General features: G+C 64.9%; 9 protein-coding genes. 5 read left to right on the top strand and 4 right to left on the bottom strand.

The window, feature by feature from the left end; genetic code table 11:
• The first annotated feature begins 64 nt into the window (after positions 1-64).
• The 4 genes from G6048_RS41555 (at position 65) to G6048_RS41540 (ending at position 6393) form a co-directional block, all read left to right on the top strand.
• Positions 65-1648 (top strand): recombinase family protein, encoded by a 1584-nt coding sequence (locus G6048_RS41555; protein ID WP_165344799.1) that lies wholly within the window; start codon positions 65-67, stop codon positions 1646-1648.
• A gap of 891 nt (positions 1649-2539) precedes the next feature.
• Positions 2540-3337: a bifunctional DNA primase/polymerase gene (locus tag G6048_RS52115; protein ID WP_165344798.1), complete on the top strand. Its 798-nt coding sequence runs from the start codon at positions 2540-2542 to the stop codon at positions 3335-3337.
• Complete coding sequence (locus tag G6048_RS41545; protein WP_165344797.1) at positions 3337-4416, top strand: AAA family ATPase; 1080 nt, start codon at positions 3337-3339, stop codon at positions 4414-4416. Before G6048_RS52115 ends, G6048_RS41545 begins: the two co-directional genes overlap by 1 nt.
• Positions 4417-5157: 741 nt before the next feature.
• Positions 5158-6393 (top strand): phage major capsid protein, encoded by a 1236-nt coding sequence (locus tag G6048_RS41540; protein WP_165344796.1) that lies wholly within the window; start codon positions 5158-5160, stop codon positions 6391-6393.
• An 81-nt stretch (positions 6394-6474) separates the two neighbouring features.
• Here G6048_RS41540 and G6048_RS41535 read toward each other — a convergent pair whose 3' ends face one another.
• Positions 6475-7689: a helix-turn-helix transcriptional regulator gene (locus G6048_RS41535; protein WP_165344795.1), complete on the bottom strand. Its 1215-nt coding sequence runs from the start codon at positions 7687-7689 to the stop codon at positions 6475-6477.
• An 897-nt stretch (positions 7690-8586) separates the two neighbouring features.
• Between G6048_RS41535 and G6048_RS41530 the strand changes: the two genes are divergently transcribed.
• Positions 8587-8850, top strand: coding sequence for a DUF7848 domain-containing protein (locus G6048_RS41530; RefSeq protein ID WP_165344794.1), 264 nt, complete (start codon positions 8587-8589; stop codon positions 8848-8850).
• A gap of 605 nt (positions 8851-9455) precedes the next feature.
• Here the strand turns inward: G6048_RS41530 and G6048_RS41525 are convergent.
• The 3 genes from G6048_RS41525 to G6048_RS41515 all read right to left on the bottom strand — a co-directional run bounded on the left by G6048_RS41525 (position 9456) and on the right by G6048_RS41515 (position 12908).
• Positions 9456-10871, bottom strand: a complete 1416-nt coding sequence (locus G6048_RS41525; RefSeq protein ID WP_165344793.1) for an NAD(P)/FAD-dependent oxidoreductase — start codon at positions 10869-10871, stop codon at positions 9456-9458.
• A 451-nt stretch (positions 10872-11322) separates the two neighbouring features.
• The gene (locus G6048_RS41520) at positions 11323-12297 is read right to left on the bottom strand and encodes a Ppx/GppA phosphatase family protein (protein ID WP_165344792.1); all 975 of its coding nucleotides are present in this window, start codon (positions 12295-12297) and stop codon (positions 11323-11325) included.
• On the bottom strand, positions 12294-12908 hold the full coding sequence (locus G6048_RS41515) for a DUF501 domain-containing protein (protein WP_328828504.1): 615 nt from the start codon (positions 12906-12908) through the stop codon (positions 12294-12296). The genes G6048_RS41520 and G6048_RS41515 overlap by 4 nt, the downstream gene beginning before the upstream one ends.
• Between the last annotated feature and the right edge of the window lie 28 nt (positions 12909-12936).

The following is a 12936-nucleotide window of genomic DNA, read 5'->3' as shown; positions in this document are numbered from 1 at the left end:
CCCGAAGCCAGGGGCTCCGCCCCCTGGGCCCCCGCTGGGGGCTGCGCCCCGTTCATCTTCTTAAGTGCTGGCAGTCATGCATGCTGGGCGCATGCCCTACACCAGCGCAAACGCCACCCTGACCGCCGCATCCGTCGCCCTCGACGTCCTTACGGGGCGTGAGTACCTGCGAGTGTCCCAGGACAGCTCTGGGCGGCAGCGTTCCGTCACGGAGCAGCACGACGACAACGAGCGCACCACCGCGCGCCATCACATCGCGATCACAGGCGCGGCCTACGTCGACAACGACCGGTCGGCAAGCCGGTACGCGTCCAAGACACGGGACGACTGGGCGCGGCTTGTGGCCGATCTTGAGTCCGGGGCGTTCACGGAAGACGTGCTGATCTTGTGGGAGAACAGCCGCTACAGCCGCAAGACGTCTGAGTGGCTGCACCTGATGGAGTTGTGCGAGGCGCGCGGGAAAAAGATCTTCATCACGAGTGACGGCCGACTGTACGACCTGACTCACTGGAAGGACCGCCGCAACCTGCGCGAGGATGCCTCGGACTCCGAGACAGAGAGCGACAAGGTCAGCATGCGCAACCGGCGTACGTCTGCCGCGCAGGCAGAGCAGGGGCGCCCGAACGCCACGGCGCCGCACGGCTACATGCCGCAGTACGACCCCAAGGACGGCAAGCTGATCAACTGGGTTGAAAACCCGGAAGAGTCGGCCGTCCCGAAGGAACTGTTCCGGCGCCTGCGCGCGGGTCAGTCCATGCGTTCCATAGCGCGCGACCTGGGCGAGGCTGGGCACGTCAACCGGTCCGGCCGTCCGTTCACGAATGATCACCTGCGGACGATGGCGCTCCGTCCCGCCTATGGCGGGTACCGCAAGCACACGCCCAAGAGCCGCGGGCGCTCCTTCACGGCGCAGAACACAGAGACGAACCTGTACCGCGCCATCTGGGCGCCCCTGATCGATGAAGAGACGTTCTGGGCCGTGCGCCGCATGCTGCTCGCGCCGGAACGCCGCAGTACCCGCAACGGCCGGGCGAAGCACGTCCTGACCATGACCATGAAATGCGATGTGTGCGGCGGGCAGGTTGCCGCGGGCGGGGACAGTGCGGGCGCCTACTACTTCTGCCGTCAACGGCGCTGCGTCCAGATCAGCAAAGCGCAGGTGGATGCGCTGATCATCGGGGAGGCTGGGCGCCCCGGCGTGATCCTGGCCTATCTCGCGTCGGACAGGGTGTTTGAGGACTTCACCGCATCCTCGGGTGACTCCGGCAAGGTGGAGGGCATCCGCGCGGAGCTGTCCCGCCTGCGCGCGGAGAGGGGCGAGGCGGAGAACGCGGAGCCTGAGAGCATCGCGGAGGCGCGGATGTTTGCGCGGATGGTCGAGACGCTGGGCAAGAAGATCAGCGCCCTGGAAGACGAAGAGCGCAGGCTCACCCTTCCTGCCGTCCTCACGGACCTGATCAAGCCGGGTAAGGACGTCGCCCAGGACTGGGACGCCGCGCCGGTTGAAGCACGCCGCGAGGCAGCGCGCCTACTGCTGTCGGCTGACTGGCTGGGCGAGGTGCGCATCACGCGCGGTCGGGGCAAGACTGCCGCCGAGCGCATCCACTGGCACAGAGAGCCTGCCTGTGAGGTCTGTACGGCCGCGTAGCGCACGGCCAACGGCGCCCCCGTCCCTTTCCTGGGCGGGGGCGCTTTCGTGCGCCTGGTGGCCGTGCAGGGCCGCGCGCATGCGTGCTCAAATCCGGTGTGGAGTGGGCCGACTCTGCAATTAAAGCTTTTTCTTGCCTTTCCGAGCTATTTGCGTAGGCTGGGGTTTTGCTGCACACCGCAGCCGGACTCACTCCCCTAGTCCCGACGGGACATATTCCGGAGAGTCTCCAGTGCCTATCTCTCCCGAGACGGCGAAACTCCGTGCCCGCATCGCAGGGCGCAAGCGTCAGAACCCCGATGCCGATGTGACCGAGTGTCAGCGTGCTTTGAAGGCGCTGACACTTGAGGAACACATCAGGCGGGTTGTCGAAACAGCCCCGCTTCCCACGCCCGAGCAAATCGCGCGCCTGCGTGATCTCCTGCGCCCTGGGCGGTAACTCCCCCTGCACTCAACAACTTCACAACCGCCCAACTGCGAGGGGAACGAACCCTAAGCGCAGCGGCTGAATTCCCGAGCGGGGCAGACATCCCGCGATGACCGGTCAGCCATGGGGCGTCAAGGATCTTGCCTTGAGTTTTCCCAACCATCTATGGATGTGATGAAACATGCCCAAGAAGAAGAAGTCCAGGAAGCCGAAGCCGGCGCCAAAAGGGCCGCCCAAAGCAATCAAGGATTACGCGAGGAACTACAAATGCAGCCATTGCAACTCACGCGTTAACGGCGTCACGCGCGACCCGTCCGGCATTTATCACATGAATGTTGGCCACGACGACACTTGCCCCGTATTGCGGGGCGCCCTTACAGACGTGCCTGATGCGATACGGGCAGCTCTAGCCGCTGGGCGACTCCCGACGGTCCTAGAGGACCGGATTAGCGGGGGCGCGACCAATGAGCCTACCGATTGACTACGCCCTGTCCTATGCCCGCCTGGGATGGCGCCTCATGTGGGCACCCAGGGGACTGAAGCACCCGGTAATGAAGGGGTGGCAAGAGAACGCCACAACGAATATGGCAGTGATTGCGGCATGGTATAGAGACGACCCTACGAGAAATGTGTGTGTCATAACCGGGCAGGCGTCAAACCTATGGGTACTCGACATTGACGACGGCGACGGGAAAAGCGGAAGCGCAACACTCGCAGCCCTTGAACGGCAACACGGAAACCTGCCTCGCACTTATGCAGTCGGGACAGGTGGCGGAGGCGTTCATTACTACTGGTCATGGGCTGGCCTTGATTATGAGCTGACTAACAAGGCTGGACGCCTGGGCAATGGCCTTGACATACGCGCCAATGGCGGGCAAGTCGTTGCCCCGCCTTCCTGGTCAGAGAAAGGCGCATACGTCGTACTCGACAACGTGCCGGTTGCTGCTGCCCCTGCATGGCTGATTGGCCTACTGCGCGACCCATACGCAAGCCGCAGCGCCTCGCCCTTCAATCAGCCTGGGCACAACGGCAGCGCAAAGGGCAGGCTCACAGGCCTACTCAGAACGGTATTGCACGCCGAGGAAGGGCGCAGGAATGCCGCGATTCATTGGGCTGCCTGTCGAGCGGCTGAGATGGTGGCAGCCAAGGAAATAACCAGGGAGCAAGCCGAGGAAGCACTAAGCATGGCGGCAGGCGACATAGGTATATCACCCATCGAAGCTATGGCGACCATTCGAAGCGCCTTTAGGTCGGTGGCCTGATGACAGACAGAGCGGCGGAGATAGCCGCTAGGGCCGGTGTGTCCGCCGAGCCTGCCGAGAATCCCATACCGGCACGGCTGGCAGAGCTACGCGCCGCATTGGTCCGCAGTAGTCAACTAGAGAGTATAAGCGACCCTGTTCCTGTCCTTGACGGAATCCTGTACCGGGATTCCCTCGCGTGGCTGTTCGGCAAGCCTGGGGGCGCCAAATCATTCGTTGCGCTCGACTGGGCAGGATGCATAGCCAATGGAATGCCATGGCACGGCCACACCACCACGAAAGGCCGAGTGCTCTATATCGTGGCGGAAGGCGTGTCCGGCATACGCAAGCGCGTAAGGGCCTGGGAGGAAGCCTTTAGGGTTCCGATGGGTGACGTCACGTTCCTACCCATGGCCGTGCAGCTACTCAGGTCGGAAGACCTGAGCGCCCTTATTGAGCTAATCAAGGAGCTAGGCCCAATCCTGGTAGTTATCGACACTCAGGCACGCGTCACTGTTGGCGCGGATGAGAACAGCAACGGCCAAATGGGCGAGGTGGTCAATGCTGCCGATAAGATCCGGCGCGCTTGTGGCGCCTGCATTCTCCTGGTCCACCATTCCGGCAAGAATGGGCTAGACCTGCGCGGTGCGTCTGCTATCGAAGGTGCAGCAACCAGTGTGATCAAGGTCGTCAAAGAAGGGGACCGCGTATACGTCTACAGCGAGAAACAGAAGGACGTCGAGGACTTCCCCAAGATCTCTCTGTGCCTGCGGGACGTAGGGGCGTCGGCTGTCCTGCATTCGTCCAACGCGTTCGATCCCGCGCACGTGAACATGACAGAGGCGGCGGACAGCGAACGGGCAGTGTTGGACGCCATGCGGGACACCTTTGGAACAACCAGCGCGACAACCGCTCAGCTCATAGAGGTCACGGGACTGCCAAAGTCAACAGTGTATTGGGCGGTAAACAGCCTGCATGCAAGGGGTGCAGTGCGCAATATCGGCACTAAGGCGCGCCAGAAATGGGCTCTGCCCGACGGGACACAAGGAACCTTGATCCCTGAAACGTCCAACGATTCCAACGGCGTCCAATTGGACTAGCAAACTTCCAATCCAATCCCACCCCCTTATAGGGGTGGGATGTTGGACATTGGCACTGGACGAAAGAAAGGAAGCAAGCGAAGATGAATGCGCCTGCACCATGCCCGCACTAGGGCACACAGCCTCGCCCAGGCACACACAAGGGGCAGCCATGACGCCTGAATGCCGCACCGCAGGATGCACCGCACTGCCATACGTGCGAGGCCTATGCAGAGCCTGCTACCGGCGACTACGCGGGCAACTCCTCGGACCCTGCACCGCCCAGCACTGCACCAAGCCTCAACACGCAGCCGGACTGTGTATCGCCTGCTACTTCCTAGTGTGGCGAGCACGACGCAGGGCCGCTTGAGCCGCGGAAAGCCTCCGATTTTTTAGACAGGGCCAATCCCAGCCCCACGCCCAACTTCCATTTTTCCTTGCGGGGCGAATCTCCCAGGGTGATCATGAGCTTGGGTCCGACTCATCCCCCCGGACCCAAAGGCGGGACGGCTATAAAGCGTGCGAGGTTTCCTGTAGGCGCTTTACCTCGCACCCCGTTTAGCCGCTCGCCAACCGCGAGGCAGCGCGCAACGCACCTCGCACCGCACACGCGATAGCCCCTGTCATCTTCCGGCAGGGGCTATCGCGCGTCGCAAAGGGACAGTGCGCAACACATCCCGCTAACTGAATACCGAGCAATCCCAGGCAGGGCGAAACCCACCTGAATTCCAGTCACGACTAATGGAACAGGTGGGAACACCCATGTCTAGTCAGCTCATAAAGCAACTGCACGCTAACCGCCTCCGCACGTGGGAACAGGCAAAGGAACTTGCCGACCGTGCAGCCGATGAAAAGCGTTCGTTCACTGGCGAGGAAGAGCGGCAGTGGCTGCAATTCAACGACGACATTAACGAGTACGACAAGCGCATCACGCGGATTCAGAGCGACGAACGGCGCGCACGCGACGCGGACGCCATCCTGAGCGCCCCCGGTCGAGCGGGCGCAGTTATCCGCAACGCGGAACTGCGAGCCTGGGCGAGGGGCGAGGGAAGCCGTTCTATCGAAATCCAGAACCCTGGTAGCCCAATCGATTTCCGCGCGCTTTCTAAGCTTTCTGCCGGCGCAGGCGGAAGCGTCGTCCCGCAGGGTTTCTATAATCGCCTGATGGCGCACCTGATTGAATCCAGCGGCGTCATGCAAGCCGGGGTGACCGTGCTCAACACGACGTCGGGCGAGACAATCCCTGTACCCAAGACGACCGCTCACAGCACGGCTACCCTGGTCGCGGAGGCTGGCACGATCTCGACCAGTGATCCGGCTTTCGGCAGCGTCGACCTGGGCGCCTATAAGTACGGCGCGAAATTCCAGGTAAGTACGGAACTCCTCGCAGACTCAGGCGTTGACCTAGAGGGCTATCTGAGCGCCCAGGCGGGCAGGGCCCTGGGCAACGCGTTCGGCGTTCACGCGCTGAGCGGTACGGGCGCAGGGCAGCCGCGAGGAATCCTCACTGACTCGACGGCAGGAGCTACCGGGCCTACTGGTGTGAGTGGCGGTTTCGGCGCCCAGGAGACAGCCGACAGGGGCGCAGATTTGCTCATTGAGCTGTTCTACAGCGTCATTGCCCCGTACCGGATGAGCGCTTCCTGTAATTGGATGATGGCCGACGGCACGGCTGCAACCATCCGGAAGATTAAGGACGCGACTAACGGACAGTACATCTGGCAGCCTGCCACCATTGCGGGGCAGCCTGACTTGCTCCTGTCTAAGCCGGTAGTCATTGACCCGAACGTTCCGGCCGTTGCGATTGACGCTAAGTCTGTTCTGTTCGGCGATTTCTCGACGTACTTTGTTCGCATCGCTGGGGGCATCCGCTTTGAACGCTCGGATGATTTCGCGTTTGACACCGACCTGGTGACCTTCCGCGCACTCATGCGGGCAGACTCGGCGATGGTCGATTTGACCGGCAGTATCAAACATTTCGTTGGCGGCGGAAGCTAAGCCAGCACACAGTAAGGGCCCCTCTATCGCCTCGCATTCGCGGGACGGTAGAGGGGCCCTTTTCTGCGTTCACGGCAGCCGCTACGCCTCGATGGCCTTTAGACCCTCGTACGCCTCGCGCAGTTCGGGCGCTTCCGGTAGCTGCCTCACCTCAACGGCTTTCACAACTTCCAGTGCTCGCCAGTGATTTGACGGGACTACGCGCCCACTGAGTATGGCTTTCTGTACTGAGTTGCAGGCTTCGTCTAGGCGGTTGTCTGCGAGGAGTACTAGGGACAGGTCGATATTGGCCGAAGCCACTCGGCGCGGCCATTTCGTGACGTCATCTGACGGACTCAGACGCGCGATTACCTCGCGTGCGAAAGGTTCCGCGGCAGCATCACCCAGCCATGCCAGCGTAGTTGCTGTGTAGGCAAGCGCCTTTGCAGGGTCGTACTGATAGTGATGCTCTGTCGGACGGTCCGGAATTCCTAGCGTGGCAGCCATCTTCTGCACTTTGTCGATGGCCGCATACGTCTCTGTTGCGTGACCGAGCCTCGCGCGTGCGCGCCCTTCCTGGGCGGTCGCTTGAATCAACGCCGACGTTCCCGCAGGGGCGACGCTCTGAGCGGCTAGGGACAGTTCAAGGGCCCGTACATAGTCGCCATCTGTCAGCACGCGCCACGCGTCGGTTTCGTAGCACCACGCTTCGATTTCCGGATGTTCCGCCTGCCGAGCGAGAGTAACCGCCGCTTGCAGTCTGGCCGTTGCAGCGTGGCCCTGTTTCAGGTCAATGTGCAGCGTTGCGCCGAGCAGTGACAGCCATCCGCCGACGACCAGCAACCGCCTATGTTCAGCTAGCGTCTTGCGCCCGTCGAGCAGACTCACCACATACGCCGAGTGCTGCCGTACACGCTCCAAGAGATTATGCGGAGGCGTAACGGGATACGCCGTTGCCAGCTCATCAAAGGCCCGCTCTAGACGCGTCAGAGTCTCCGGTCCGACGTCGCTTACCTGAACGCGTCGAGCCAATTCCCAAGCGGCCATTTCGTCATCATTTGCCGGCTGAGCGGGAACAATCCAACTGGGCGCCGAAGTAACGGGCAGAACGTCCGCGGCTAGCAATTCGTCCAGTTCTCTGGACGTGAGTTGCAGGAGCTTTGCCATTTTGGGCCGCTGATGCGGTTGCGGGTCAACCTCGCCCTTTTCCCAGCGCTGCACCGTGGTGCGGTCGACTTTCAAGGCTTCCGCGAACTGTTCCTGCGTGTAGCCGCTCGCCTTCCGGCGCTGCGCTAGACGCTGCCGCTTTCCTGCCATGCCCGTACTCCGTCCGGGTGCCGTCTTCCCTGGTCAGGGTAGCGCGTGCAGCCAAGATGCCGCCTAAATGCGGCAGTTCTGCCGTGGTGCAGCCTGCGTGCAGCGCGGGAGCGTGAGCAGACGCAAGACCCCCGCAACCGTGCGACCGGTCCGGGGGCATGGACCACCTGAGAGAGCAGGCAGCCGATGCACTACCTATCACAGCTACTCGCATGGGTGAGAGGCGCCCTACTCGGGCCCCGCACCCCAGGCAGGCACAGCCGCACCGCTACGCCGCAGGCGCCCCCTGTAGCGCGCGCTAGGCGCCTCGCTCCGAACGTGCTGGGCGCCCGCCTGGTCGCAGCGCGCAGGCACCGCACAGGGCAGCCGACAGGGCCCGTGCAGGCGCCCCAGCCACGGGAGCGCGCCGAATGGTTCCCGCCTCGCCCGTGGGACCACACAGGCGCTCTCGTGCGGCCCTACGTGGCACACCTGGGCGAGGCGCCCCGCAGCGCACGCGCAGGCGCCCAGGCGCACCCTTGGGGGGCAGCGCGGTGAGCGTCCATGAGCGCGCCCAGGAGACAGGCGGAAGCGACACGGTAAGCACTCAACACCCTGCATTTCAGGGCTTGTTGAAGCATGCTGCGAAATGTGCTCTGTGCACGAACGGCGTCTACTGCGTGACCGGTGGCGTCCTGGTCAAGACGCTCCGCGAGGCGTCCGGAAAGGACGCGTGATCACGTGACGATGACCATCGGCGTATACCGGGTCAACTCCCAGACAGGCGACCGCACTTGCGTCCAGCGCACGCGGACTGTCCGCCCCGTAAAGGTGCCGGAAATCTCCAGCGGCTACCCGCCGTGCACCTGCCCGCGCTGCCGGACCGGGGCCAGCCGACCAGACGACCAGGGGGGCACAGTGACCCGCTCCATCATCCGAGCCGCTGAATGGACGCTCGGCGCGGAAACCGCGGAAGGCGCCCCGCAGGGCATCTACTCGGCCGAATGCCTCGCCTGCGGGGCGCAGGCACAGCCAACCGACAATGAGCGCTTGCCTGTTGAGGTCTGGGCGCTGAAACACACAGGCTTGAATCCGACGCATCGTCAGTACAAAGCCATGGCGGAAACCTTCTGGCGAGTCACGCCGACAGGAGACAACCCCTACCGCGAGCACGACGCCTAGCACGCGCTAGTAGGCGACCAGCACGACCAGCACCAAACCCGAAGGCTGCCGCTTCCGGGGCCCTGCGAGGGGCACGGGCAGCACGCTAGGCCCCCGTACCGGCTTTCCCCCGCCCGGTACGGGAACAGCGCCCCCAACCGGCAGCCGCACAGGCCCGGTTGGGGGCGCGCTGTCTTGCGCGCACGTATCACGCCGGAAAGTCGCGAAACAGTCACGGAACGGCCACACCTGCGCTTCGATTCTGGGCGCCCAGGATGCGCGCCCTACCCTCGAAACAGCCTGTTTGTGCAGGTCAGACGCTACCCGCACTTAAGAAGGTGAACCGCCCCCAGACCCCCTTTCGGGGCTCCGCCCCGGACCCCGATTCGGGGGCCAGCCCCCGGACCCCGGTCCTCAAACGCCGGACGGGCTGAATTTCCGCCGGGCCGCGCTGACTTCAGCCCGTCCGGCGTTTGAGGACGAGGCCGTTCAGGCCGATGCGGGGTCTGGGGCGCAGCCCCAGGGATGGGACGGGTAGGGGCGGCGGGGGCGAAGCAAAAACGCCGAAGGAGCCCCCCGCACCACGGATGGCGGGGAGCCCCTTCGGGTCGATCAGTGACCGGAGGTCAGGAGGCCTTGGCCTTCTCCTCTGACTTCTGGCGGGTGGCCGGCGGGAGTTGGGCCTCGGCGGACTGGGCCACCTTGGGCGCCGGCTTGGCGGCCTCGTAGAACTCCTCGCGCGGAGTTTCGATGGCCCCGAGCGAGACAACCTCGCGCTTGAGGAACATCGCCAGCGTCCAGTCCGCGAAGACTCGGATCTTGCGGTTCCACGTCGGCATCGCGAACCCGTGGTAGCTGCGGTGCATGTACCAGGCGAGCCGCCCCTTGAGCTTGATCTTCACCTTGCCCATGACGATCATCGCGACGCCCTTGTGGAGGCCGAGCCCGGCCACCGCACCCTTGTTGGCGTGCGCGTACTCCTTCTGCGGGAAGCCCCGCATACCGGAGATCACGTTGTCGCCGAGGACCCGCGCCTGACGCAGCGCGTGCTGGGCGTTCGGCGGGCACCAGGCGTTCTCGACGCCGGCCTTGCGAGCGGCGACGTCCGGCACCTGGGCGTTGTCGCCGGCGGCCCAGATGTAGTCGGTGCCCTGGACCTGGAGGGTCGCCTGGGTGTCGACGTGACCGCGCGGACCGAGCGGCAGACCGAAGCGGGACAGGACCGGGTTCGGCTTGACGCCGGCCGTCCACACGATGGTGTTGGAGTCGACCTCGAGTCCGTTCTTCAGCACGACGTGGCCGTCGACGCAGGAGTCCATGGAGGTGGACAGGTACACCTCGACCCCACGGGCCTCCAGGTGCTCCTTGCCGTACGTGCCGAGCTTGGGACCGACCTCGGGGAGGATCTTGTCCGCGGCGTCGACGAGGATGAACCGCATGTCCTCGCGGGACACGCTGCTGTAGTACTTGGCCGCGTCGCGGGCCATGTCCTCGACCTCGCCGATGGTCTCGGCGCCGGCGAAGCCACCGCCGACGAAGACGAAGGTGAGCGCCTTGCGGCGGACCTCTTCGTCGGTCGTGGAGTCCGCCTTGTCGAGCTGCTCCAGCACGTGGTTGCGCAGGCCGATGGCCTCCTCGACGCCCTTCATGCCGATGCCCTGCTCGGCGAGGCCGGGGATCGGGAAGGTGCGGGAGACCGCGCCCATCGCGATGACGAGGTAGTCGAAGGGCAGCTCGTACGCCTCGCCGACCAGCGGGGCGATCGTGGCGACCTTGCGGTCCTGGTCGATGGTGGTGACCCGGCCGGTGAGAACTTCCGCCTTGGGCAGCACGCGTCGCAGCGGGACGACGACGTGCCGAGGCGAAATGCTGCCGGCGGCGGCTTCGGGGAGGAAGGGCTGGTAGGTCATGTACGACCGGGGGTCGACGACCGTGACGGTCGCCTCGCCGTAGCGCATCTTCTTCAGAATGCGCCGAGCTGCGTACAGGCCTACGTACCCACCGCCTACTACGAGGATCCTGGGACGCTCCGTGGTGCTCATGCCATCGAGTATCCACCCGCCAGAGGGGGGTAGCTCGTGCGCCCCTTCACAAGCTCGGTCGCACCCTCTGCTACACTGCCCGGCCCGCATTCCCCGCCCCCGCCTCCACGAAGGAACCATGGGGTGCTTTGGGGCGTTGTCAACACCGCGTGAGCTGCTCTTTGGGCCCGCGACCCGGCTGAACCAGTCGTCTGATTCGCTGCCTCCCGCCGCCCCCGAAACGGTCTTGTACGTCCACTCCGGAACCCCGCATGGCTCCATGGGCGCCTCGGGACGTAAAAACCTCCCTCAGCAGGGTCGATTTCCTTGTGAAGAACTTCACGAAGTTTCTCGGCGAGATGTTCCTGAGGGGCTTCCAGCGCCCCTCAGACGCGCTCATACGTTACCGGAACCGCTCAGGCGATACTACCCGTGGGTAGCTTAAGTGGGTGAGCGGCGTACTGAAGGGCCGCTAAAGGTCCTCCGCCGCCTTCCACGCGATCCCATCCAGGATGTCGTGCTCGCTCACGACGACCTCGCTCGCTCCGATCCGTTCCATGATCGAGAGGAGTACGAGGGCGCCCGCGCCGATGACGTCCACGCGGCCCGGGTGCATGGAGGGGATCGCGGCTCGCTCGGCGTGGGTGGAGGTCAGCAGGGACTCGGTGATCTCGCGGACGCGGGCGTACGGGACCCGGGAGTGGTGGATGACGCCCGGGTCGTACGCCGGGAGGTTCTGCGCGATCGCCGACACCGTGGTGACGGAACCCGCGAGGCCGACCAGCGTGCGGGCCTCGCGCAGGGGCACGCTCTGCTCGACGAGGTCCAGAGCCGCCTCGATGTCGGCGCGCATGGCGTTGATCTGAGCGGGAGTCGGCGGATCGGCGACCACCCCGTCGTGCACGAGGTGGCGTTCCGTCATACGTACGCAGCCGATGTCGACCGAGCGCGCGCCGCGTACGTGGTCGTCGCCCACGACGAACTCGGTGGAGCCGCCGCCGATGTCCACGACCAGGTAGGGCTTGGCGAGGTCCGTCCGGCCGCTCAGTTCCTTGGTCGCTCCCGTGAAGGAGAACTCCGCCTCCTGGTCACCGGTGATGACCTCGGGCTCGACGCCCAGGATGTCCAGGACGCCCCGTACGAAGTCGTCGCGGTTCTCGGCGTCCCGGGAGGCGGAGGTCGCCACGAAACGGACGCGCTCCGCTCCGAGCTCCTTGATGATCGCCGCGTACTCCTTGCAGGCGGCGAACGTCCGCTCCAGGGCCTCGGGCGCGAGGCGGCCCGTACGGTCGACGCCCTGGCCGAGGCGGACGATGGTCATCCGCCGGTCCAGGTCGATGAGTTGACCCGTCGTCCCCGCGCCGAAGGCGCTATTGGACACAGTGGCGTCGGCGACGAGGAGGCGGATGGAGTTCGTACCGCAGTCGACGGCGGCGACGCGTGTCACTTCTCGCCACCTTCCTCTTCCGTACCGGACTCAGCCCCGGACTCAGTCGTGAAGAAGCCGCCGCCGTTGGCGCCGAGCTTCAGGAGGTCCTCCTGGGACTGGGCCGGCAGCACGCACGGCCCCTTCCACCACCACTCGGGCAGCATCGCCAGCGCCTCGTCGCCCAGCGGGTTCACCCCGGGGCCCGCGGCCAGGGAGTGGGCCACGAGTACGTGCAGGCACTTCACCCGGTCCGGCATGCCGCCCGCGCTGGGGAAGCCCTCCAGGACCTCGATGGCGTCGCGGCGGGAGATGTAGTCCTCGTGGGCGGCGCGGTACGCGGCGGCCAGGTCGGGGTCGGAGGCCAGGCGCTCCGTCATCTCCTTCATGACACCGTTCGCCTCGAGGGTGCCGATCGCGGAGGCGGCCCGGGGGCACGTCAGGTAGTACGTCGTCGGGAACGGCGTACCGTCCGGCAGTCGCGGCGCCGTCTCGACCACGTCGGGCTGGCCGCACGGGCAGCGGTGCGCGATCGCGCGCAGTCCGCGCGGCGGGCGGCCGAGCTGCTGCTTGAAGGCCTCGACGTCCGCGTCGGTGGGCTCGGTTCGCGGGGTGGGCTTTTTCTTATACACATTTGACGCTGCCGACGACCTGGTTGGT

It is taken from the genome of Streptomyces ureilyticus (genome assembly GCF_011045025.1).
GTDB lineage: Bacteria > Actinomycetota > Actinomycetes > Streptomycetales > Streptomycetaceae > Streptomyces > Streptomyces ureilyticus.
This window is presented reverse-complemented; position numbering and strand designations above follow the sequence as displayed.

Coding starts and splice junctions, on each gene's coding strand:
- G6048_RS52115 (WP_165344798.1), top strand. CDS start 2,540: ATGAGCCTACCGATTGACTACGCCCTGTCCTATGCCCGCCTGGGATGG.
- G6048_RS41545 (WP_165344797.1), top strand. CDS start 3,337: ATGACAGACAGAGCGGCGGAGATAGCCGCTAGGGCCGGTGTGTCCGCC.
- G6048_RS41540 (WP_165344796.1), top strand. CDS start 5,158: ATGTCTAGTCAGCTCATAAAGCAACTGCACGCTAACCGCCTCCGCACG.
- G6048_RS41535 (WP_165344795.1), bottom strand. CDS start 7,689: ATGGCAGGAAAGCGGCAGCGTCTAGCGCAGCGCCGGAAGGCGAGCGGC.
- G6048_RS41525 (WP_165344793.1), bottom strand. CDS start 10,871: ATGAGCACCACGGAGCGTCCCAGGATCCTCGTAGTAGGCGGTGGGTAC.